The 23,645-nt window shown below is 46.2% G+C and carries 22 protein-coding genes; 15 read left to right on the top strand and 7 right to left on the bottom strand.

All coding sequences use genetic code 11. From position 1 onward, the window contains the following. The first annotated feature begins 20 nt into the window (after window positions 1–20). Window positions 21–857 carry a pirin family protein gene (locus NF212_RS24690; protein ID WP_434361639.1) on the top strand — a complete coding sequence of 279 codons (837 nt, stop codon included), beginning with the start codon at window positions 21–23 and terminating at the stop codon, window positions 855–857. Window positions 858–918: 61 nt separating this feature from the next. Here the strand turns inward: NF212_RS24690 and NF212_RS24685 are convergent, their stop codons facing one another. After that, the gene (locus NF212_RS24685) at window positions 919–1,947 is read right to left on the bottom strand and encodes an acyltransferase (protein WP_434361638.1); all 1,029 of its coding nucleotides are present in this window, start codon (window positions 1,945–1,947) and stop codon (window positions 919–921) included. Between the two features lie 267 nt (window positions 1,948–2,214). Then, window positions 2,215–3,138: an NAD(P)-dependent oxidoreductase gene (locus NF212_RS24680; protein WP_434361636.1), complete on the bottom strand. Its 924-nt coding sequence runs from the start codon at window positions 3,136–3,138 to the stop codon at window positions 2,215–2,217. A gap of 196 nt (window positions 3,139–3,334) precedes the next feature. On the opposite strand from NF212_RS24680, the gene NF212_RS24675 reads away from it, so the two are divergent. Further along, window positions 3,335–5,107: a bifunctional metallophosphatase/5'-nucleotidase gene (locus NF212_RS24675; protein ID WP_434361634.1), complete on the top strand. Its 1,773-nt coding sequence runs from the start codon at window positions 3,335–3,337 to the stop codon at window positions 5,105–5,107. A 247-nt stretch (window positions 5,108–5,354) separates the two neighbouring features. On the opposite strand, the gene NF212_RS24670 is transcribed toward NF212_RS24675, so the two are convergent. After that, window positions 5,355–6,266 (bottom strand): hypothetical protein, encoded by a 912-nt coding sequence (locus tag NF212_RS24670; protein ID WP_434361632.1) that lies wholly within the window; start codon window positions 6,264–6,266, stop codon window positions 5,355–5,357. 261 nt (window positions 6,267–6,527) lie between these two features. Here NF212_RS24670 and NF212_RS24665 point away from each other — a divergent pair, with 261 nt between their 5' ends. The 10 genes from NF212_RS24665 to NF212_RS24620 all read left to right on the top strand — a co-directional run bounded on the left by NF212_RS24665 (window position 6,528) and on the right by NF212_RS24620 (window position 15,663). Further along, window positions 6,528–6,716, top strand: coding sequence for a hypothetical protein (locus NF212_RS24665; protein ID WP_434361630.1), 189 nt, complete (start codon window positions 6,528–6,530; stop codon window positions 6,714–6,716). A gap of 169 nt (window positions 6,717–6,885) precedes the next feature. Continuing rightward, entirely contained in the window at window positions 6,886–7,164 is a 279-nt protein-coding gene (locus NF212_RS24660; protein ID WP_434361629.1) for an HlyU family transcriptional regulator, read from the top strand. Between the two features lie 293 nt (window positions 7,165–7,457). Next, entirely contained in the window at window positions 7,458–9,017 is a 1,560-nt protein-coding gene (pntA, locus tag NF212_RS24655; RefSeq protein ID WP_434361627.1) for a Re/Si-specific NAD(P)(+) transhydrogenase subunit alpha, read from the top strand. 12 nt (window positions 9,018–9,029) lie between these two features. After that, window positions 9,030–10,406, top strand: a complete 1,377-nt coding sequence (gene pntB / locus NF212_RS24650; protein WP_434361625.1) for a Re/Si-specific NAD(P)(+) transhydrogenase subunit beta — start codon at window positions 9,030–9,032, stop codon at window positions 10,404–10,406. A 97-nt stretch (window positions 10,407–10,503) separates the two neighbouring features. Continuing rightward, window positions 10,504–11,943, top strand: a complete 1,440-nt coding sequence (locus NF212_RS24645) for a DUF3404 domain-containing protein (RefSeq protein ID WP_434362992.1) — start codon at window positions 10,504–10,506, stop codon at window positions 11,941–11,943. After that, window positions 11,915–12,583: a response regulator transcription factor gene (locus NF212_RS24640; protein ID WP_434361623.1), complete on the top strand. Its 669-nt coding sequence runs from the start codon at window positions 11,915–11,917 to the stop codon at window positions 12,581–12,583. The genes NF212_RS24645 and NF212_RS24640 overlap by 29 nt, the downstream gene beginning before the upstream one ends. Continuing rightward, window positions 12,583–13,461, top strand: coding sequence for a DUF2861 family protein (locus tag NF212_RS24635; RefSeq protein ID WP_434361622.1), 879 nt, complete (start codon window positions 12,583–12,585; stop codon window positions 13,459–13,461). Before NF212_RS24640 ends, NF212_RS24635 begins: the two co-directional genes overlap by 1 nt. A gap of 101 nt (window positions 13,462–13,562) precedes the next feature. Continuing rightward, entirely contained in the window at window positions 13,563–14,759 is a 1,197-nt protein-coding gene (locus NF212_RS24630; protein ID WP_434361620.1) for a conjugal transfer protein TraF, read from the top strand. A gap of 88 nt (window positions 14,760–14,847) precedes the next feature. After that, on the top strand, window positions 14,848–15,003 hold the full coding sequence (locus NF212_RS24625) for a YoaH family protein (RefSeq protein ID WP_434362991.1): 156 nt from the start codon (window positions 14,848–14,850) through the stop codon (window positions 15,001–15,003). Between the two features lie 135 nt (window positions 15,004–15,138). Continuing rightward, complete coding sequence (locus NF212_RS24620; RefSeq protein ID WP_434361619.1) at window positions 15,139–15,663, top strand: phosphohydrolase; 525 nt, start codon at window positions 15,139–15,141, stop codon at window positions 15,661–15,663. A 49-nt stretch (window positions 15,664–15,712) separates the two neighbouring features. Here the strand turns inward: NF212_RS24620 and nadE are convergent, their stop codons facing one another. Continuing rightward, window positions 15,713–16,552, bottom strand: a complete 840-nt coding sequence (gene nadE, locus NF212_RS24615) for an ammonia-dependent NAD(+) synthetase (protein WP_434361617.1) — start codon at window positions 16,550–16,552, stop codon at window positions 15,713–15,715. A gap of 210 nt (window positions 16,553–16,762) precedes the next feature. Here nadE and NF212_RS24610 point away from each other — a divergent pair, with 210 nt between their 5' ends. Then, window positions 16,763–17,275 (top strand): nicotinate-nicotinamide nucleotide adenylyltransferase, encoded by a 513-nt coding sequence (locus tag NF212_RS24610; protein ID WP_434361616.1) that lies wholly within the window; start codon window positions 16,763–16,765, stop codon window positions 17,273–17,275. Window positions 17,276–17,310: 35 nt separating this feature from the next. On the opposite strand, the gene NF212_RS24605 is transcribed toward NF212_RS24610, so the two are convergent. Then, a complete protein-coding gene (locus tag NF212_RS24605; protein WP_434361615.1) occupies window positions 17,311–18,006 on the bottom strand; it encodes a hypothetical protein in 696 nt (231 codons plus the stop codon). A gap of 221 nt (window positions 18,007–18,227) precedes the next feature. Here NF212_RS24605 and NF212_RS24600 point away from each other — a divergent pair, with 221 nt between their 5' ends. Further along, window positions 18,228–19,340 (top strand): 1-acyl-sn-glycerol-3-phosphate acyltransferase, encoded by a 1,113-nt coding sequence (locus tag NF212_RS24600; protein ID WP_434362989.1) that lies wholly within the window; start codon window positions 18,228–18,230, stop codon window positions 19,338–19,340. Window positions 19,341–19,446: 106 nt separating this feature from the next. On the opposite strand, the gene NF212_RS24595 is transcribed toward NF212_RS24600, so the two are convergent. Further along, window positions 19,447–20,361, bottom strand: coding sequence for a LysR substrate-binding domain-containing protein (locus NF212_RS24595; protein WP_434361613.1), 915 nt, complete (start codon window positions 20,359–20,361; stop codon window positions 19,447–19,449). A 627-nt stretch (window positions 20,362–20,988) separates the two neighbouring features. Between NF212_RS24595 and chrA the strand changes: the two genes are divergently transcribed. Beyond that, complete coding sequence (chrA, locus tag NF212_RS24590) at window positions 20,989–22,146, top strand: chromate efflux transporter (protein WP_434361611.1); 1,158 nt, start codon at window positions 20,989–20,991, stop codon at window positions 22,144–22,146. Window positions 22,147–22,326: 180 nt separating this feature from the next. Here chrA and NF212_RS24585 read toward each other — a convergent pair whose 3' ends face one another. Beyond that, window positions 22,327–23,388 (bottom strand): Gfo/Idh/MocA family oxidoreductase, encoded by a 1,062-nt coding sequence (locus tag NF212_RS24585; RefSeq protein WP_434361610.1) that lies wholly within the window; start codon window positions 23,386–23,388, stop codon window positions 22,327–22,329. Window positions 23,389–23,645: the final 257 nt, after the last annotated feature.

Below are 23,645 nucleotides of genomic sequence, written 5' to 3'. Positions count from 1 at the left end.
CAAATATTAAGGAGGTTGTTATGAGCAATGTAACCATCAAACAGATTATTGCATCGCATGCTTCAAATGACGGTGATGGTGTACGTATTCAGCGGGTACACGGTTTCAACAACAAGGCCTTTTCACCTTTCCTGATGATCGACGAGTTAAAGTCCTCCAACCCAGATGACTATATTGGTGGTTTCCCTCCGCATCCACACCGTGGAATAGAGACACTGACATATATGCTTGAAGGGCACTTTCAGCACAAGGACCATATGGGGAATGTTGGTGAACTGAAATCCGGAGGAGCACAGTGGATGTCTGCGGGCAGAGGTGTGATTCACAGTGAAATGCCCATTATGGAAGAGGGCCAGCTGCATGGATTTCAGATTTGGATCAATATGCCTGCAGAGAAAAAAATGAGACCAGCGCAATACCACGACTTCCAGCCTGATTCGATTGTTGAAAGAGCTACAGGGAATAGCAGCATTGTCCGGGTCATATCAGGTTCACTGGGTATTGGGGGTGACGTTGTCACAGGTCCGCTCCAGCAAACCGGAATACCTGCAACGATTGCTGATGTCCGCTTGCCTTCACCGGATACGGTGAAATTGGTGCTTAACCCGGAATATCAAACTTTACTGTATGTTTATCGCGGTAACATAGAGATAGAAGGTCAGAACATACCGTCTGGTAACTTGATCCTGTTACAAGGTGAAACATTGACGCTTGGCGCTACCATAGATTCTGGTGCACTGATATTGAGTGGTGAACCAATTGACGAGCCTGTTGTGCATTACGGTCCATTTGTAATGAATTCTATGGAGGAGATCAACCAGGCAATTACAGATTATCAAAATGGAACATTGGTTTGAGTAAGTTATATGTGCAAGTTAGGGGAGCCAATTGGCTCCCCTTTATCATTACAGGCCGTATTTACCGAAGAAACCACGACCGGAGCGGTGTTTTCTCTATGCCTTTTATCCAAGCGTAGGAGAGGCTCAGAATAACCGGCACCAATAAGATGTCAGCGATCCATCTCGGAATCTGGAAAGCCCCGATAACATTGAACAGAATGATAGTCACGATAATGTGACAGAGATAAATGCCGAGTACATACGGTCTCAATGCATCAACCACGCGGTTATTGCCTAAATCTCGGTGGTTGTTAAGTAGAACAAATATTCCTACTGCCCAGAATGGGGTACCTAACAGAAAATCATGTACGTTAAAAGGGGTTCCTGTTTTTTGAAGCGATACGGCTTCCGTAAGGTGCAAGGATAGTCCGAAGAGTAACAAAGCCCAGCCTATGCTGCTACGGGGACGCCATCCAGTAACAGCAAACAGGTACCCCAGACATACCATCAGTGAGGAAAAGAAAGGGCCGTTACGTGTAAAGAAATAAAATTCAAGACCGGTTAGCTTGGCATAACTGCCTGCGGCAACACCAAATAAATACAGGGCTATTGTGGTAACAATAAGTGCTTTGGTGTTTGGGATTGAAGCGGTGATGACAACGCCGATAACAAGAGCAGGAATAAACCACAGATGAACAAATCCACCTTCAAGAAGTGAATTCAAAGGATTCATCATCAGATAGTTCCAGTAGCCGCTCCGCTCCGCAAAATAACCTGATGTGAATACGGTTTCCATATTGAAAGGTATGGACAGATAAACAAGGCTCCAAACAAACCAAACTTTTAAAAGTGGTTTCGAATAACCGTAAAGAAGCGCACCTAATTCATGATTCAGTCGGGCTTTTTGTATTTTTCCTGCAATAAAGTACCCAGCCAGCAGAAAGAATAAAGGAACGGCAAATCTAGAAACCTGATTCAGTAATAAACCAATCCATGGTTTTCCATCAATCAGAGGCTGTTGAGTAAAAACCTGTGAATGGATAGTGATGACGGCTATCAAAGCCCATACACGACCGGCTTCAAAACTGGAAATACGCTGTCCGCTCATAAAATACTCTGGAAGGGAATGTGTAAGCTGATACTTTAATTACATAGGCTGGTGAATAAAGGAATATTTTAGAGGCGTAAATTAAAATGAGAGGCGCATCAACCTCATGATTTAGTGAAGAAATAATTAGCTGGTTAAGTGTTGGTGTAATGAATGCTTTGATGGCTGTTCAGGCCTATAAGTTGTAGTGACGTTGTCACTAAATTACAGGCAAAAATCCCCGCTTAGCGGGGATCTGCTGGAAGTGTATGGGGTGTCTGATTCGGTCTAATCTCGTTTCTCATCGTCAAATTGCTTAATAAGCACAGACGTATCGCATCGGTTGAAGCCTCGCTCCTGTAATTCCGCATACTGTTTATCAACGTATTCTGCGATTGGCAAATCTACACTAAGGCGTTTAGCCTCATCGAAGCAGATGCCAAGGTCCTTGCGCATCCAATCAATGGCAAAACCGAAATCAAACTGGTTATTTGCCATGGTTTTGCCCCGGTTTTCCATCTGCCACGAGCCTGCTGCACCATGTTTGATTGCACCAATGACATTTTCCACATCAAGCCCTGCTGACTTGGCGAGCGTTATGCCTTCAGATAGTCCTTGCAACAGTCCTGCAATACATAGTTGGTTGACCATCTTGCAAAGCTGACCAGAGCCTACCGGACCCATAAGGCTGATTGCCTTACTATAAGAAGCCATGACTGGTTCAACGGATGCCAGCACTGATTCCTCACCGCCAGCCATTACCGTAAGAACACCATTTTCCGCACCGGCCTGACCGCCGGAAACCGGAGCATCAATAAAATGTACGTTTGTTTCCTGGCACCGCTCCGCCAACTCCCTCGATAGTGAAGCTGACGTGGTAGTGTGATCCACCAGTACAGAGCCGGGCTTTGCGCCGGAAAGAATACCGTCTTTACCGTATACGACACTCCGGACATCGTCATCGTTACCCACACACATAAAAATGATGTCAGCATTTTCGCTTGCCTTTGCAGGGGTGGACTCTGTTGAACCACGATGCTCTTCGGCCCAGGCATGGGCCTTACCTTCTGACCTGTTATAAACAGTTGTGGGGTATCCGGCGTTGGATAAGTGTCCGGCCATCGGATATCCCATTACACCAAGCCCTATGAAAGCCACTTTAGTGACACTTGCATGCGATTGTTTTTCTTTGTTATCTGATGGCTTTTCCATGACTAATCCTTAAGTAAGAGACTGCTTTATTGAAAGCACAATGCTGGCTGAATGACAAAACAAATCAGTTAACGCATTTTGAAGGAATTTATTCACCAAACTATATAGCGAAATGACTGAAACTTTTGCCGTAAAGGTGTGAACCAGGTCAAGGGTTTGATAGGATCCTGTCTTTGAAAGAGAAGGGGAATTTAGAATGACCATATTTGAAGATGCGAATTCTCCCGAGTCAGTGACTTCCTTTAAACTGACCATCGCACATCTCAACGATACACACTCCCATCTGGAGTCTTATCCACTATGCCTTCGAGTCCAAGGTGAATCCGTACCGGTTTATGTAAACTGTGGCGGATTTCCACGAATAGCCAATGCCCTTAAAAAGACAAAAGAAATAGCTGAAGGACAGGGGCGTGAATTTCTGTTTTTACATGCCGGGGACTGCTTTCAGGGTACGTTGTATTACTCTCTTTTCAGAGGGGAGGCAGATGCAGCCCTGTTGAATTATATAAAGCCGGATGCCATGACATTAGGCAACCATGAACTTGACCTCGGTAACCAGAATTTTGCAGAGTTTATGGAAAAAATCAGTTTCCCCGTTCTTGCAGGGAACTGGGATCTGTCAAATGAAGCTGTGCATCGTAATTACCGTCTGGCAGATCTGGAAAACCTCCTGACTTACAATGCAGATGATCGCTGTGCCAATTACCTGCTGAAAAGTTTTGGCAGTTTTAAAGTAGCTATCGTTGGCCTGACTCTGGAAAAGATGGCTGAAATTGCCCACCCTGAACCCGACACCCCCTTCCTGCCCGTGGAGCAGGTAGCAAGGCAAACGCTTGAACACTTGAAAAATGAAGGTGTAAACAGTGTTATTTTGCTAAGTCATCTGGGTTATGAATCAGATCTTAAACTGGCAGAAAAAGTACCGGGTTTCACCGCAATTATTGGCGGCCACACGCATACGTTACAGGGTGACTTTTCTGACCTTGGTCTGTCAGTCGAAGAACCCTATGCACGACGGGTTGGTAGTACGGTGATTGTGCAGGCGGGTTGCTATGGCATGGCCCTGGGCGTATTGGACATCGATTTTTCCAGTGACGGCACCGTGACCAGTGTTTCTGGTGGAAATAGACTGCTGATAGGCCAGAGGCTCACATTGGAAACCAACGCTGACTCCAGCCTTGATGAAAACGCCTACACAAGGATTCGCCGCAAAATTGAATCTCGCCCAGATGTAATGATAGTAAAAAGTGACCCTGGTGCAAAAGCAATTATCAATGACCGGTTTAAACCGGCGGTAGACAAATGGCGCGGGGAGGTGGTTGCCACAACTGACATACCACTGAGACACATACGAATCCCAGATGCACAGGGAGGAAGCCAACTTGCACCTCTAGTGTGTAAAGCATTTTTGGAAGGGGCGAGACAAGAAGGCTGGGATGTGGACTTTGCTATCCACAATGCCGGGGGAGTACGGACCTCAATTCTTCCAGGGAAAATAACTGCTGCGGATATAGCCGGACGTCTTTTGCCGTTTACTATTGATGTCATGGTTTACCGGGTTACCGGAAGGCAAATACGTGCCGCCCTTGAGGGGGCGATCAATAATGCAACGAACAATGGAGTTGAAGGAACTGGCAGTGGTAGCTTTCCGTATACTGCTGGCCTGAGATATAGCTACCAAGGCTGTAATCCTATCGGTGACAGGGTCACTAAATTAGATGTTTTCCGATGTGGAAAATGGGAACGAGTAGATGACAACAGCTTGTATTTAGGGGCTTCTTCATCATATACCTCTAATGGAAAAGAGGGGTATTTACCGTTAAGCCAAGGTGTTACCGCGCCTGAATCCACTGGGATCTCGATGGCAGAATCATTTATTCGCTGGGCGAGGAAAAAGGGAACACTGACGCCAGAAACTGAAAATTTAGTTGATTACAATCCGTGCAGGTTTGAAGAAAAAACAGCGTGAGACAACATGGTGCATATATTGCTTTGCTCTATCCGCTACGCAGTGGGTTTTTTAAGTAAAGTTAGTTTCAGAGCTGCCGATATCGATATTAAAGCGACAGCGTAATAGGAGGGCACCATGAACAACAGTGACTGGTTTGATCTTGCTGTAGTTACTGGCTGGGTATTGGCCTGGTCTTCACTAGTATACTTTGTACCGGTGAGCGGTATTTAATACCTGGAAAAGGGAAATAGATGGAAACCCCTATCTATTTCCCAAAGCGCCTGACCATCCATTTAACCGCGAGTGGTTGTAAATAGATTGGAAGTTGAAGAGCGCCAATCAGTGGCAGGTAAACGGGTCCAAGTGCAGCGCCAGCGATAGTGTATGTCAGTAGCACATTCCGGTTCCCGGAAGTAATACCGGCTATCAGCGCAGATTCCTTTCCATTCCTTCCATAAATGACATACCCAACAATAAAGAACAGCAAACATATTCCAAATCCTGCTGCCTGCATATAGATCGCAGTGACCGTATGTTCGTTCCAGTACTCCCTGAAAGCACCTATCAGCCCAAATGGAAAGCTGAAGACTAAAATAATAGTGTATTGAGACAGCTTAGTGTGTATCGCCTTGAGGTGTTTATCACTGACAAAATGATGTACTAAGGCAGAAATGGCCATAGGACCGAATATAAATATAAGTAACCTTGCTACGTAGCCGGACAAATTTAACGCAAATTCGTCACTAGAAAAGAGCGTAAGGTTGATGTAGAGCACTACAGGTTTGAGCAACGTGGAGGTGATGGTGAACGACATTGCTTCAAGAGCATCAAGTCCAACAGAGCGTGCGATTGCTGGTGTGGCGAATAAGGAGCCTGTTGCTGCAATTCCTGATACAGCAAGAACTGTTTCATCCGAAGCTCCCAGTAGATAAGCAATACTACAGGAAAGTGCGGTCAACACGGCCGTGTGGACAAAAGCATATATCCATGCTTTTGGCCGGCATATTGCCTTGATTAGCATTGGCTGGTTGATCCCCAGCAGCGTAAACAACATAAGCAAGAACAATACATAGGGGAGGAATGGAAATGTGGCGTTTGAGGCTTCGGGAAACAAAAAACCGGCAAATGCGGCCAAAACTAAGCAACTTGATGAATGGCGGGCCAAAAAAGAAAACATAGTTCACCGAAACTGGAATTAGACTTATTTGTGTATTTTTCCCTGAAGACGTTAATCAATAGTTACGATCAAATCAATTGTCTGATACTTAATATTTAGAAATTATTTCTAAATGATTTAGGTATAGTGAGACGGTTTGGTAACAAGTAGCTTGCCACTCATTATTAAAACTAATCTGATACCCGGAAAAATGTCAGTTAATTTGTTGTGCTTAAAAAGATAAAATCTTTTACGGTAAGTTAAACTTATGAGGCAACAAAATTGAACGCACAAACTGCGACCATGGCTACAGCGTCCCTGAGGGCTGAAAAGCGTGTTTATGCGGTGTCGTTCAAAGGATTGATTCATCATTTCAAGGATGTAATGGCACGCCGTAAGTCAGTGTCCAATATGTATTCACTGAATGAACTTCCTGACCATATTAAACGTGATATCGGTCTGATTCGATAAGATAATCTGCGCCTTAAAGAGCACGTAACACCTGCGTGCTCTTTTCATTTGTCCATTTCCACTTTCCTACACTTTGTTCTTAAACAAATTTGTTGTCGGTTTTGTTTGTCACTATCGCGTGTTATGGCAAACTGTTATTTTTCAAAGCTGGAAATATAAGGAGTTGCACGTGGGATTCTTGTCAAAGCTTTTCGGGTTGGGCCGGGAAGCAGAGAAACCTGCTGCTGAGCCAACGCAGTACAAGGGCTATTTGATTTATGCTGAGGCTGCGCCTGAAGGTGGCCAGTTTCGTATTGCCGGGCGCATTTGCAAGGACGTAGAAGGGGAGACCCTTTGTCATCAGTTTTTTCGATCTGACCTATTACCTTCCGCGGATGCAGCAAACGAACTGATGTTAAGTAAGGCCCAGATGTACATCGACCAGATGGGCGACAGGATGTTTAATTGATGGAATTTATGAATCCGGATAGCTTTATCGGGATTTAACCACAGGGCAGTGGTGGTTTTGCATACAGAATTTGAACAATTCATTATCTATTCACTTGGAATTTGCAAATTCTTACTAAGGTCTGACCTCCTTTAATGCCCTTGGTGCGTTATTTTACTACATGAAGTAACTAATCGAACGCGATTTGCCAAGAACGAAAGGTTAAACTCGTATTTTTCCTACATTGTCTTGCTATTTTCCCGTCTCTTAGTTACAAACTATTCACTTTCATACCAATAAGTCAGGGAATAGCTATGCAAATTGGTGTTCCAAAAGAGATACTCGCCAACGAAACGCGAGTTGCTGCTACACCGAAAACGGTTGAGCAGTTGCTTAAGCTCGGTTTCACGGTAGCAGTTGAAAAAGATGCTGGCCTTCTAGCCAGTTTTGATGATGCTGCATTTGAAGCCGCCGGTGCGACAGTTACTTCCGCCGAAGAAGTCTGGCAATCCGATATCGTAATGAAGGTCAACGCTCCGGCTGTGAACCCGCAGACTGGAGAAGATGAGTTTGAGCTGTTGAAAGATGGCACAACACTTATCAGCTTTATCTGGCCGGCTCAAAACGAAGAACTTCTTAAAAAGCTGTCCACTAAAAACATCAACGTGATGGCAATGGATTCGGTTCCGCGTATCTCACGTGCCCAGGCTCTGGATGCGTTGAGCTCTATGGCGAACATTGCTGGTTATCGCGCTGTTGTTGAAGCTGCCCATGAGTTTGGCCGATTCTTTACCGGTCAGATCACTGCAGCGGGTAAAGTGCCGCCGGCCAAAGTGTTGGTAGCAGGTGCCGGTGTCGCTGGTCTTGCTGCAATCGGTGCTGCTGGCTCACTCGGTGCCATTGTCCGTTCTTTCGACGTTCGCCCTGAAGTAAAAGAGCAAGTTGAAAGTATGGGTGCCGAATTCCTGGAAGTCGATTTCAAGCAGGAAGATACCGGTCCGGGTGATGGTTACGCAAAAGAGATGTCCGATGACTTCAATAAGGCTGCTGAGCGTTTGTACGCTGAACAGGCAAAAGAAGTTGATATCATCATCACTACAGCGCTTATTCCTGGACGTCCTGCGCCAAAATTGATCACCAAAGAAATGGTTGATTCTATGAAGGCGGGTAGTGTCATTGTGGATCTGGCCGCAGCTAACGGCGGTAACTGTGCATATACAGTAAAAGATCAGGTGATTACGACTGCAAACGGCGTTAAGGTCATCGGTTATTCCGATATGGTTGGACGACTGCCTACCCAGTCTTCACAACTCTATGGCACCAACCTGGTTAACCTGATGAAGCTTCTCTGCAAAGAGAAGGACGGCAACATCGATATCGATTTTGAAGATGTTATCCTCCGCGGCATCACGGTTGTCAAAGAAGGTGAAATAACCTGGCCTGCACCACCAATCCAGGTTTCAGCCCAGCCAGCGGCGGCACCCAAAGCTAAACCTGTTGCCCAAGAGAAAAAAGAAGAACCGAAATCTCCTGCCAAGAAGTGGGGATTCCTGGCGGCCGGTGTCGCAGCCTTTGGTTGGGTTGCAAACTATGCTCCTGCAGAATTTCTTGCTCACTTTACGGTATTCGCCTTGGCATGTGTCGTGGGTTACTACGTAATCTGGAACGTTACCCATGCGCTGCACACTCCGTTGATGTCTGTAACCAACGCAATCTCTGGCATCATCATCGTGGGTGCTCTGCTGCAAATCGGGCAGGGAATCGGGTTCGTGACCTTCCTGGCATTCATTGCCGTTCTTATCGCCAGTATCAACATCTTTGGCGGGTTCATGGTCACCAAGCGTATGCTTGAAATGTTCCGCAAAGGCGAATAAGGAGTAGGTTGAATGTCTTCAGGACTTGTACAGGCAGCCTACATTGTTGCTGCCATTCTTTTCATCATGAGCCTTGCGGGTTTGTCCAAGCAGGAAAGCGCCCGCTCTGGTAACTATTACGGCATGGCCGGTATGGCTATCGCGCTGTTTGCGACTATTTTTGGTCCAGACTCTGCGGGAACCGGTTGGATCATCCTTGCAATGGCAATGGGCGCAGCTATCGGTATCTACTATGCAAAGAAAGTAGAAATGACCGAGATGCCAGAACTCGTTGCGATCCTTCACAGCTTCGTAGGTCTCGCCGCTGTACTGGTAGGTTTCAATACCTTTATTGACCATCCAGAGCTGTCAGGTGCGATGCTGAACATTCACCTGGTGGAAATCTTCCTCGGTGTGTTCATCGGTGCTGTGACTTTTACTGGTTCTATCGTTGCATTTGGTAAGCTGCGCGGCATCATCAGCTCAAAGCCACTGATGCTTCCACATCGCCACAAAATGAACCTGGCTGGTCTGGTCGTTTCCCTGCTTCTGATGATTCACTTTGTCAATGCTGAAGGATCTACCTTCTCGTTGATACTGGTTACGCTGATCGCGCTGGCATTTGGTTATCACCTGGTTGCTTCCATTGGCGGCGCAGACATGCCGGTAGTGGTTTCCATGCTGAACTCCTATTCAGGATGGGCAGCAGCGGCAGCTGGTTTCATGCTGTCTAACGATCTTCTGATTGTAACCGGTGCACTGGTTGGTTCTTCTGGTGCGATCCTGTCTTATATCATGTGTAAAGCCATGAACCGTTCTTTTATCAGCGTTATTGCTGGTGGCTTTGGTACTGACGGTTCATCTACTGGTTCTGATGAAGAAGTCGGCGAACACCGAGAAATCAGTGCTGAAGAAGTGGCTGAAATGCTGAAGGACTCATCTTCAGTAATCATCACCCCTGGATACGGCATGGCGGTTGCGCAAGCACAGTACCCTGTTCATGAAATTACAGACAAACTGCGTAAGCTGGGTGTTGAAGTCCGTTTCGGTATTCACCCGGTAGCCGGTCGTTTGCCTGGACACATGAACGTACTGCTTGCAGAAGCTAAAGTCCCTTATGATATCGTTCTGGAAATGGACGAAATTAATGAAGACTTTGGTGAGACTGACACCGTACTGGTAATTGGTGCGAACGATACCGTTAACCCTGCAGCATTGGAAGATCCTAACAGTCCAATCGCTGGGATGCCGGTACTGGAGGTTTGGAACGCACGCAACGTAATCGTGTTCAAACGTTCAATGAATACCGGTTATGCAGGTGTCCAAAACCCTCTGTTCTTCAAAGAGAACACCTCAATGCTGTTTGGTGATGCGAAAGAGAGCGTCGAAGCAATCAGCAAAGCGCTGTAAGTTTGCTCTAAACAGACACAGGCCGGCACACTCGCCGGCCTTTTTTCTTTACAAACCACTGACACTCAAAAGTTAAATAGTGTTAACCTTTGCGGCCATGAGAGCTTTGTTGTGGCTGACGTTTTTAATTCCGGCATTTGCAGCCAGTGCCGACTCAAAATTTCCCGATCAGCTGCTTTCTTTTAAAGCGTCGCTGCTCAATGAACACGCCCATGTAACCTACAACATTGATGAAATCCACAACAGGTATCCTAAGCCATTGCTCAGTGAAGAATCCCTGTTGCCGCAAACATCGATTTATCCGTTAAAAGATATACGTAGGCTTTACCAAGCCGGGGAAAAATGCCAGGGCCCGTGGCCGGTCAGTCCCCGAGTAACAGACCCTTTGGTTTTTACCCGTGCGATGTGTAACAAGACGGAGTTGCCGATAGGGTGGTTTGCCCGTTCAAACCTCATTCACCCTGGGGGTGGCAGTTACGCCTCGCGTTTTGCTCAGCTGTTCCCTAACAGAACTGATGAGTTAATTCCCTATTTTCACGTTAGGGAACGGGCATTGGCAGAAAAAGACAGTTTGCTTGGACGTTTGCAGGCTATGCCTGAAGGGGCAGTAGACGCGCTCGCTGCTGGAGCTACCTCTCTTCTTAGCGGTGATGAACTATGGATGCGGGACAACGATAACTACAAAGTTTACCCTTCCGATGTATGGCGGCCGTTTATTGAAGATCTCGGCCTGCAAATAAGTATGTGGAACAACACATCTTACTGCCTGTACCAGTCCGGGAATATCTGTTGGAACAAAGAAGGCTCCGGAGCTTACTGGTCATGGGTGGCTGCTATTTTGGTTGTTGTTAATGTCGGGGCTATAGGTGGTTGGGCATTTCAGCGCTGGCGTTCGAACCGCCGTGTGATGCAAGAACGAATGCTGGTGCTTCAAATACTGACACATGAACTTCGTACGCCAATCGCAAGTCTGGCTATGACTGTAGAGGGGTTTCGCAGACAATTTGACTCGCTACCCGAAGGACTTTACGGCGAGTATCGAAGGCTCTGCGATGATACCCGGCGTTTGAAGCAACTTGCTGAAGCGAGCAAAGATTACCTTCAATCTCGGCAACAGACACTGAATACAGAAGAGATACCTTCCATTGAAGAATGGCTTGAATATGTCTGTGAACCGCATGGTGTGACACCACAGCTTCAAGAAGACCGCTCAGTTAATGTTAATGTTTACTGGTTGACGACCTGTGTAGATAATTTGATTTCGAACGCCGTAAAATATGGTGTGCAGCCAGTTACCGTTAGTGCGGACACATCCAGTGGTAAACTGGTCATCGAAGTGAAAGACCAGGGTGGTCTGACATCAAAAGATTGGAAAACTATTCGAAAACCTTTTGTCAGCGAAAGGGGCCTTGGGCTCGGGCTGACAATTGTTGAGTCAATGATAACCCGTATGGGGGGGAAAATGATCCTTCAGGGTCCCCCAACGACGTTTAGATTGGAGATACCTTGTGACGCAAACAACGCTACTGCTCGTTGAAGACGATGCCAACCTGGCTGATGGCCTGCTGGCCAGCCTTGAGCAGGCAGGTTACAAGTGCCTGTACGCACCAAATGCTTCTGAAGTTGCCCAGCATTGGGAACATGCTGATATGGTCATCCTTGACCGCCAGTTGCCGGAAGGCGATTCCATCACCATGCTTCCTGAATGGATAAAGATAAAGCAGGTGCCAGTGATTATGCTGACAGCGATGGTCTCTGTACGTGACAGGGTCACAGGTTTGGACTCGGGTGCAACTGACTATTTAACAAAGCCTTTTGCTGAAGCTGAGTTGCTTGCACGGGTGCGTGTACACCTGAGAAACAATATTGAATCTGTCGCTCCTATATCAGAAAACGTTGCTGTCGGTGGGCTTCAGATTGATCTGGCTTCTCGCAGGGTAGTTTGTGGTAGCGAGGAAGTGACCTTGACCCGCACTGAATTTGAATTGCTGACATTTCTGGCAAAAAATGCGGGCAGGGTATTTACACGAGACGAACTGCTCGACCAGGTTTGGGGTTATAACCACTATCCAACCACCCGTACAGTTGACACACACATTCTGCAACTTCGACAGAAGCTCCCAGGCGTTGAAATTGAAACGCTGCGTGGTGTTGGCTACCGGATGAAAGGCCTCTAATGCGCAGAAGGTTACTTGCAGCCGGGTTACTGACGACATTAACAGCGTTTCCCTCATCTGCTGACTGGTTTAATAAAGCCGACTCACTGACGTTCGCCCACCAGAAGCTGCTTTTGGGGGATACTGCCGGGAGTTTTTCAGCGATGGTGGAAGCCTGGCAGCAAAACCTCAACAAAGAAGAGCGAGATAACCTTATTGGGTTACTGGGGCTCGCATTGGATGAAGATTGCGGTCGCAGCCTAAGCCAACAACCGTTACCTGCATGGTTGGATGAGCTGTCTTTGCGACGTGAACGGGTCCAACTTGCCAGCCGGGTAGAATATAGGTTCTATATTCGCGGTACTGCAAATGATGCAATCAACGAACTTAGATTCACCCGTTGGCCGGGGGAGTCAGTGGTAAACCTGTCTCTTTCCGGGAGGACGGGTCCATTCGAAATGCAGTTGGATGATCTCAATGCCCCCGTATCTGAAGGCTTGTACAAACTGGAAATCTCCTCCAGCAATGGCGAGACATGGAACAGTTGGATCTTACTGCAACCGCCCAAACCCCACCAACGCTTGAGTTGGGTTGACGCGTCTACCTGGCGTGTAGCCAAGCCTACACAGTTAAATAAAGTCTGCCAAAAACCGGTTCAAACGGTCGGGGTTTTCCCAATGCCAAAAAGTGACCAGGCACCTGTTTGGTCAGATGAACGGGCATCGAACTTGCCCGTTTCACTTCCTCAACTGGATGTCACTCCAGGCCAATATTGGCTGGATGTTGCTTTTATTGAGCAACGATGGCAGGGAATGATATTGGTTGAGAATGTTCAAAGACTTGGGCGTGTTGTCACATTACCAGATATTAACTACATGGATATTACTACGCCTAAGTAGTCAAAATTGGAATTCCTTGTTTAAATTATAAGAGCTTTAACAGTTTGTGATACATGTGTATCTCATATTGGTTGGGTTAATATAAGCAGAGGCAAACAAGGATGAAAAAAACACTTCTGGCGGCTTCCGTCACGTTAGCTGCATTTACAGCATCAGCTTCAGACTATAATCCCGGTGCAAGAATATATTCTATGGGTGGTGCTGGTTCTGCTGCCGCCGGATATCTAAACGCCGGTTTCTACAATCCGGCTCTTGCCGCTGTAGAGCCAGATTCTTATCTTGGTTTGGTAATTCCAACGTTTTCCATAGATGTTCGCGATGAAGGCGATTTACTGGATGGGATTGATAACTTCCAAAGTGCATTTGAAGCACTGGAATCAGATATTACTGATACGGCAAAAAGGGAAAATGCAGCAAAAGCGTTTGAAGATTTGCAAGGTGATAAAGCTCATATTGGAGCGGGACTCGGTGTATCGGTTGCCATTCCTAACCAGTTAGTTTCTATAAACTTATATGCTAAAGGATACCTCGAGGCAGTGGTACTTCCTGACATTGATTCGGGAGATGCCGCGACAATTAGAAACCCAACACCTGCTCAAATTCTGGCTGGCGACATAACGCTAAACTCTGAAGCGTCGGTAATTGCTGCGGGAGTTACAGAGGTGGGTGTAGCTACAGCGCGAATGTTCAATATTTTGGGACAAAACATTTCCGTTGGTGTCACGCCAAAGCTGCAGGAGATTACCACTTACCGTTATACCGTCAATGTCGAAACATTCGATGCGGATGACTATGACAATGACAAGTACATGAATGATGAGTCCCACTTCAATTTGGATGTTGGGGCAATTTGGTTGCCGATGGAAAATGTTCGTGTTTCTTTTGTTGGCAAAAACCTTATTTCCAAATCGGTTGACGTATTTAACGACGTTGGTTGGAACGGTGACTACGTTTACAAACTGGAGCCAAAATTTACACTTGGTGCAGCATTGGTCAGCGATCTTTTCACAGTTACAGGTGAAATGGACCTAAATGAGCAGAGTCGCTTTACGGCATCTGGAAATGCAGTGAATCCATCAGATGACACACAGTTTGTACGCTTTGGTGCTGAATTCAATGCATTTGGCTGGGCGCAAGTTAGAGCCGGTTATAAAACCGATACAAAAAACACAATTGATGATGCATTTACGGTAGGTCTGGGTTTCTCGCCATTTAATAAAGTCCATCTCGATCTGTCGGGCAGTTATGTCGATGAAAATGCTTTTGGGGCTGCTGCTCAATTGGCTTTCACTTTCTAACGGCTGAGTTTGGAACATTTTAGACATGACAAGGGGCGTCATTCTCAATAAAATGACGCCTCTCAATTTTGGCTTCCAGGTAGAAAAAATGTTGTTGAACGAACCTACACTTACTCATGAAGAACAACAAAAAGCAGCTGAACGTGTCCTTGAGCTGATGCGGCAGGGAATGAGCAGTGGACAGGCTATTCAACAAGTTGCCAATGAAATTCGTGCAGAGAGTGCATCGAAAAAAGAAGACTGAAAGTATTCACCTGAGCATTTTTAAAATGCAGGGGTACGGTTATTTGTGATAAAGGCCCAGATTTTTGGGCCTTTTTTGTTTAAATATCAACAGGAAACTGATTAAATCGCAGCCAAACTGGTAGAGGTGATACCGATGAATAACCGGCTGTTTTTTGCGAAAACATTTGCGCGCGAGCGCCACGGCAAGCAGATGTATGGTGAGTTTCCTTATTTTGTCCATTTGGACGCAGTAGCCAAATTGGCTGAACCGTTTGGCCAGTCAGCGGTTATCGTAGCCCAACTTCATGACGTCCTTGAAGACACCGGGACAACATATCCAGAACTTCTTATAGAATTTGGTGACGTGATTGCAGACGCCGTTTGTTACGTTACCGATCCCATTTTGTCAACAAGGCCTGAGCGCAAGCGTTTATTAAATGAACGGTTGGCTACCTTGGATACCGTTGACGAAGCATCCCGTATTGCTCTCATCGTTAAAGCTTGCGACCGTCTTGCCAATGTAAAAGCGAGCCGGCTGTTTCTCCCTGAGCAGTATGAAAAGTACAGGCTGGAACACACAGAGTTTCGTGCGGCAGTATACCGACCACTGTTATGTGACAAGATTTGGGTTGAACTCGACTGGTTAATTCAGAATGGTGAAGGGTATTTAAATTTGTAACGGTATTCCTTAATAAGGGCACAGAGCGTGCCCTTGTTTTTGCAATCTGTTAGGCTTCATCGTCATAAACTGTTGGTATTGGCTGGCGTTTATGTTGAGTAGCCATATAAATACGTACCAGCTTTTCTTTAACTTCCGAAGATACCTCTTTCCCTTCCAGAAAATCATCAATTTGATCGTAGGAAACTTGAAGTGCATCTTCATCAGCTTTTTGAGGTGCGAGTTCCTCAAGGTCTGCTGTCGGAGTTTTATAAACCAATTGATCCGGAGCACCCAGGTGGGCGGCCAAAGCACGAACCTGACGTTTGTTTAAGCCAAACAGAGGGGCAAGGTCACAGGCTCCGTCACCGTGTTTGGTATAAAAACCGGTAATGTTCTCTGCTGAGTGGTCGGTCCCTAATACAAGACCACCTGTCAAGCCAGCAATTTCGTATTGTGCAATCATGCGAGCCCTTGCTTTCACATTGCCTTTTACGAAATCGACTTTGCCTTCGTCTGATGGGATTAACCCAGAATCGGCCAGTGATTCAAGCGCTGAACTGTGCAGGCCATCAACACCTTCTTTAATGTTAACCGCAACACTGACAGATGGCTGGATAAAAGAAAGTGCCAACTGGGCTTCATCTTCGTCTTGCTGGACACCGTATGGAAGGCGAACTGCAATAAATTTGTAGTCTTGGGAGTTCTGGCTTGCATTCAGTTCATTAACTGCAATTTGTGCAAGACGGCCACAGGTAGAGGAATCGACGCCGCCGCTGATGCCGAGTACCAGCGTCTTGCAACCGGATTGAATAAGGCGTTTTTTGATAAAACCGACTCTACGCAATACTTCTGCTGATGGGTCGATAGTTGGCAGCACTCGCATTTCATCGCGAATAACCTGTTCCATTGTGTCTTTCCCCTAAATTTTCAGAACCAGCACCCAATCATAAGTGCCTTTTTAACTTTGCCGTTATTGTGCATTATCCCCTGCCAAAAATCATGCGCAAAACGTGCCAATGGGGGAGTCGAATCCTGTAAGTTCTTCTGCCGCTGGCTTTTCCTGTCAGGAATTGTTCTAATATTCGGACGAGAAACGAATCTGCAACAGAATCTTTATATGCCTCAAAAAGTTGCTGTCTTTGGTAGCGCCTTTAATCCGCCATCACTGGGTCACAAAAGTATAGTTGACCGACTTAACCACTTTGACCAAGTCCTGCTCGTCCCCAGTATTGCACATGCATGGGGCAAGTCGATGCCCGATTTTGGTCTGAGATGCGAATGGGTAGAGGCGTTTATTAAGGATCTGGCACAGGAAAATGTTCGACTTTGCCGTGTTGAGGAAGAGATGTATACCGGGGAAGAGGCGATCACAACCTATGCTCTTTTGGATCGGCTAACTGAAGACCATCCGGACGCTACTTTTACCTTTGTGCTTGGACCTGACAATTTTCTCAATTTTAGTAAATTCTACAAAGCTGAAGAAATTTTATCCCGGTGGTCCGTCCTGGCATGCCCTGAGACTGTAAAAATAAGAAGTACCAAAATAAGAGAGTATTTGGCTTCTGGACAGGACATATCTGAAATGACTACACCCAGTGTTGCCGGGAAAATTCAGCTCAAGCAGAAATGAAACTAAACCCGGCAAAAATACCGGGTTTAGTCTGGTTACTGATGTTTGTTTTCTAAGTTGTAGCCACCAACAGATTCAAGCAGAGACTTGAATAAAGGCTCAGGAAGTCCTGCTTCATTCGCAAGCTTCTTTGAATTCCCACCAGATTTAAGAGACTTAATCCATTCTCGCACCTGAAGGGCAGTTCGAACCTCTGCCGTCTGAAAGCCGGTACTGTTCAGGGCTGACTCTTCTTTTGGTGATAACTGTCCGTTAGATGTAATTGTAGAGACCGCACTTGTAATAGAGCGCAGACTTTCCGTTAACTTAGTTTCCAGATCAGGTTTGAACTCCCTGGCATAGTCACACAGAACCTTTACCAGATTGGACCAGCGACTGTCCGTTCGCTGTTTGAAATTGCCGGCCTGTTGCTGAATGGCGAGCTCTTGTACCAAAGCAATAACGAAAGGTGACAGTTCAACATAGCCTGTATGTTCAGGCAGATGATCCTGTACACGTACAGAGACCTCTGTCTGGCAGACACGGGATCCCGGCAGGATCGTTAAAGAGTACAGGCAATCGAAAGATAGCCAAAACCCCTGGTTAGCTAAAACCGGAAACTCAGAGCGACCGAGTCTGACGAGAACCATACCGCTCTGAACAAATATAAATTGATGTGAGATCGAGCGCTTACGCGCCGTTGTGACCAGCTGGTCATATTGCTGGCAACGAAACTCAATTGCTTGCTTCATTGCATGTACCGAAAGTTAGGGAAGGCACATATTCAGGGCTTTTCGCGTAGGCGTCAAGCAATTGGCTGTATCGTGATTGATATTGCACAATCTTTGGACAAAGTGATGCATAATCGAAAGAGATCAGACCTCCAACCACTGTTTAATTCGATGCGTAACTCTGTGATCCGAAAAGATAGCGCGTAGAATAGCGCAGTTTTTGTTAAAGATAGATGACGACAGTGCATTCAGATAACGACAAATATTACGAGATCCGACCTTATAAAGATGACGAAATTCAGGGAGCGCTGGAGCGCCTTATCAATGATGATGAATTTATTTCGGCCATTTTGAAATATAGATTCCCAAAACTGGTTGCTGTTGGCGGCTGGTTGCTCAAACCACTTCTTAAATCACTGCTGAAAAAGAAATGGTCAAATGTGCGTTCGGTTAGGGATGCACAAATGCAGGTGGCGACTTATATGGAGCAAGCCATCAAGCATTCTAGTGACGGTGTCACATATAGCGGTATTGAAAAACTTGATCCCAACAAAGCCTACCTGTTTGTTTCAAACCACCGTGATATAGCAATGGACCCAGCTTTAGTTAACTGGGGTCTTCATTTGCATAACCGTGACACAGTGAGGATTGCTATAGGGGATAACCTCCTTAAAAAGCCGTGCGCAACGGAACTGATGCGCCTTAATAAGAGCTTTATTGTAAAACGTTCAGCAAAAGGCCCGCGAGAGATGATGAAAGCCCTCGGATTGCTTTCTTCATACATAAAAGACTCTCTTGAAGAGGGGCAGTCGATCTGGATTGCTCAAAAAGAAGGTCGGGCAAAAGATGGTAATGACGTAACAGATCCGGCAATCCTAAAAATGTTCCACGTTAACGGCCGAGCTCAAAAAATCCCGTTTGGTGAATACATGGCGTCGTTGAATATTGTTCCTGTGACCATCTCATATGAGAACGATCCTTGTGATCTCGCAAAAGCGAGCGAACTTTTCCAAACCCGATCCAGCGGCGCTTATGAAAAAGCGGAATTTGAGGATATCGAGAGTATCGTTCGAGGTATCGTTGGCCAGAAACGGCGTATCCATGTTGCCTTTGGTGACGTTGTCACTGAGCAATTTGATAATGCTGACAGCTTAGCCAAGGAAATCGATCGACAGATTCATGCTAACTACCACCTGTTCCCGGTAAATTATATTGCTGCGGACAAAACCCATGAATCGGTTACCCAGGCTGAACAGATACGTTTCACCGAAAAGCTTTCACAGATTAGCCAGGAAGAAGCTGATATTGTGCGCCACATGTACGCGCAACCGGTAGAAAAGGCTGTAACTCTTTAAAGGGTGTTCAAATAACAAAAAGGTGTACCGATATAGTGGTACACCTTTTTTGTTAATAGATCTCAGTGACGTTGGAGGACTGGGCCGATCTTCTAACTGAGTGATGTTAAGTTCTATCCCAGTAGGGTGGATTTCCAACAAATTCCGTTATGAATTCGACGAAATGCCTGACTTTAGGGGCCAGATGTTTGCGCCTTGGATACACAGCATAAATAGGCAGTTCCATTGTCGGCGTCCAGTCTTGCAGTAAGCTGACAAGCTCACCTTTTTGAATTTCATCATTTATTAAATAAGAGGCAAGATAGGCAACACCCATACCGGCCTTTACTGCATCAAGTACTGCGGGAGCGTGGTTTATAGTGTAGGTACCTTTTACACGCACCGACTGTACATTGTTACCTTGTGAAAAAGGCCAGTCAGTATATTTACGTTCACGGCTTTGGTAGGTGATACAGTCGTGTTGTCGAAGATCGCCGGGAGAGCAGGGCGAACCTTTTTCTCGTAGGTAATCCGGCGATGCTACTACAACGAAACGGCAGTCAGCCACCTTCCTTGCAACCATGCCCTCGGGAGGGTTTTCATGGATCGCAAGCCAGCAATCGAAACCTTCTTCAACCAAGTTCGGACGATGGTCAAAAAGGACGACTTCCAACTCCAAGTCCGGATAACGTTTATGAAACTCCGCAAAGCTACGCGTAATATGCGTATTCCCAAAGGATTGGGCGACACCTACCTTTAACTTCCCGCGCACCTCATCCCGGTAGCCGGCTACCATTGCCTCGGCTTCATTAACTGTCTCTAAAAGTTGTTGTCCGTACTCAGCATACTGAACCCCTATATCAGTCAAAGATACAGAACGCGTATTACGTTGAACCAGTTGTACGCCAAGGCGGTCCTCTAAAGCTCTGATTTGTTTACTGACCTGAGACTTTGAAATCCCCAAAATCTCGGCTGCCCTCGTGAAATGCTGTTCCTGTGCAACTGTAGCCAGTATCACTATTTGATGAAGGTTATCTAACATCGTTTCCCGCCATGGTTTTATGACTCGGGTAGGGTAGCACAAAACAGTGACTTAGCGTGTCTATACCCAAACTACCTCAAGGTGTAGTTTTCGCGAGAATTGCCTGGCCGTCGGTCAAGACGCTGTTTGGACGAGCTAGTGGCTCTAGATCAAGAACCAGCAACGCAGAATGAGCACCAATCATACACGCCCTTCGGGAGTGTTTCTGTGCAGGATGGAACAGTTCATTGTGAACGCAGCTTAGGGTGATTTTATAAAAAGGTGATTTTTAACGCAGGATAACATTGGAATCTCATCCGAATCCGATCAGTCGATCAGTAGGAAAATCCAGAAACTGTAAGACACTTACACAATGTCCCCGGTTCCACCTTAAGTTTTGGCTGTGATAATTTGGCTTAAATACAGGTAGATAGATTCATTGTTTTCTGTCGGAAACGATAGGCTAATGGTATGTAATTACTCACTAACAAATAAAGCTAAGTTGTTCCTGTTAGGAAAGAATTGAGGATCCTTGGTTTTATCAGTGAGCCATAAATGAAAATAATTAATTTAAACAATCAAAATGAACGATTTATTTAATTGCATTGAAGCCGACTAAAATGACGGTACTGGAAATGGAGAAAGTAAATGCTTGAAGTTTTTGTACGGTTTCTCACTTTAGGGTGTATGAGTTTCGGTGGCCCAATTGCGCACATTGGATATTTTCACAAGGAATTTGTTGAGAGGCGTGGCTGGCTGAAGGATGAGGAGTTTACTTCAGGTCTGAGCCTTTGTCAGTTTCTTCCTGGTCCTGCGAGCAGCCAGATGGGAATGTTAATAGGTCACCATAGAGCTGGCTACGCGGGGGCGTTCGCTGCTTTTGCGGGATTTACTTTCCCATCATTTGTCTTGTTGACGTTTCTGGCGGCCTATTCGGCAACACTGGAAGATAATGGTTGGTTCGAAATGGTAATGGCTGGAGCAAAACTTCTCGCTGTGGTAGTTGTCGCGGATGCGTTGATCACCATGGGGAAAAAGTTTTTGTCTGACACCACAACTTGGATTGTTGCAGCATTGACTGCTGTTTGGGTGATTGCAATCCCGGGTGTCGTTACCCAGTTGCTCCCGATTGTTGTTGCTGGTATTGCAGGCAGCGTATTTATTAAATCGGACACTTCCGCAAAAGCCAGTGCACATAATTTGTCAAGAACCGGAAGCGTTGTGTTGCTTGGTATATTTGTGTTGTTCTTGGTTGTCCCGATAGTGTTCGATTCCAATCCGTTAGCTGTTATTTTTGGAATATTCTACCAAGCGGGTGCATTTGTTTTCGGTGGAGGGCACGTCGTTCTGCCTCTGTTACAACCAATGGCAGGAACCCTTGTTCCTGACAATGCACTGGTTGAGGCCTATGCTGCGGCTCAATTGGTCCCAGGTCCGATGTTTACCATGGCCAGTTACCTTGGCGCGGCTGCGTTTGAAAGTTCACCTTGGCTTGGAAGTGCTGTAGCAACGCTGGCTGTATTTTTGCCGGGTACACTCCTGCTGTTTGCTGTATTGCCAGTTTGGAAAGCGCTTATGGATCTTCCAAGGCTGGCCGGGGGTATTAGACTGATAAATGCCGCTGTTCTTGGACTGTTAGCGGCTGCATTTTATACACCGGTATGGGAAAGTGCCGTACATTCGGTTGCGGATATCGCAGTGGTACTGTGCGGTCTTTTGGTAATGCGTAAGTACAATGTGTCAGTATTCTTATTGGCAGCATTATTGATAGCATACCGATTCTTGCTGCATTTCATTTTTATGTAATGTTTGGCAGGGTGGATAACCAATCGACTACGTGACGAGGCATGTGTCAGGTTAACATACGGACATTCACGGCAAACCGGCTAATCAGCCGGTTTCATTGCTCATTTAAATGCACTATAACTGAAAGCGATTCTGCTATTTCATCTTATAAGCTTTGTTATAACCTGGGTTGCTTCGTTTTCAGTCCTTAACCACGTCTGGGGAGCGGTCGGGAAACTGCCATGGCAATACTAGCCCCATGCGAGATGCTTGCTCTGCAAGTTCAATGGCATAAATGTTCTGGGCGGCTTCCAGGATGGTAACCGGTGCCTCTTTTGCACCGTTGCGGATAGCTTGGGCTAGCTGTGTAAAGAGCTCCGCATAGATGCCGTTTTCCAGCGAAACGAAATCAGGCTCAGACTCTTCTCCATAATAGATTTCGCCCATGTGGTTTTGTTTCCCAAAATTGGCTTCAGTTATGGCCATGCCTTCACGGAGCTGTTGTTCCTGGCTGTCAATTCCCTGAAACAAGAACGTTGCTTTCGTCCCGTCAACCTGGAAGCGTATACCAGTACCGGAGCGATAAGGGGAAGAACCGAGGATAACTTCGTTATTATCATAGTGAAACGTTAGCGAAAAATAGTCGGTTGTCTCACTACCGGGCCTGAGAGAGCGGCATGACGCCCCTATTGCCTTTGGAACACCGAACAACTGAAGCGCCTGATCAATAAGGTGAGGGCCAAGATCATACAAGATCCCCGCGCCATCCCCCGGCAATTCACGCCAGCGTTCCCTTACCACGGGCCTGAAACGGTCTATGCGCGACTCAAAACGTTTTATATCACCCAGTGTACCGTTTTCCTTCAACTGGCATACCGAGAGAAAATCACCGTCCCAACGACGGTTATGGTACACACAGAGCAGTTTCCTACTTTCCTTGGCAATCTTGTCCAGCTTGAGGGCGTCTTTGAAGTTTGTGACGGCTGGTTTTTCCAATAATACATGGCAACCGGATTGAAGTGCTTTTACTGCATAGGGGAAGTGGGTGTCATTGGGACTGGTTATTACTACTAAATCAAGCGCCGAGTCTGCCAGCATATCGTCAATGTTTGAAAAACATCGTGCCGATGGCAGCCGTTTACCCACGTTCTCTACCTGGCTCGACAGCACCCTTGTCACATCAAAATCGGGTAATGCTGTTAGAAATGGCAGGTGGAAAGTTGTTCCAGACAAACCGAAACCAATCAATCCGGTGCGAATCATAACAATGTGTCCTTTCAGTATGAGGGGTGCTCTAATCGCTGAAAACCAGCGGAAACAACACTAGTGCCAATATATTACCAATATAGGACACCGAGTCGTAGAGACTACAGGGATTGTTTTCTTTTTGAACTGGTTTTCTCTGACGCCAATCCGATAGCAGAATTTGCAAATTGGATTTAATGGCCCTAGGACAGTAGATAGCAAATGCACCGCATTTTCTGGCGGTGTATTTGTTAAATGCCATCTGTTACTTATCT

Source organism: Parasalinivibrio latis (genome assembly GCF_036825535.1).
Classification (GTDB): Bacteria; Pseudomonadota; Gammaproteobacteria; order Enterobacterales; family Vibrionaceae; genus Parasalinivibrio; species Parasalinivibrio latis.
Note: the sequence above shows the minus strand (reverse complement) of the source record. Positions and strands in the feature narration are given on the sequence as shown.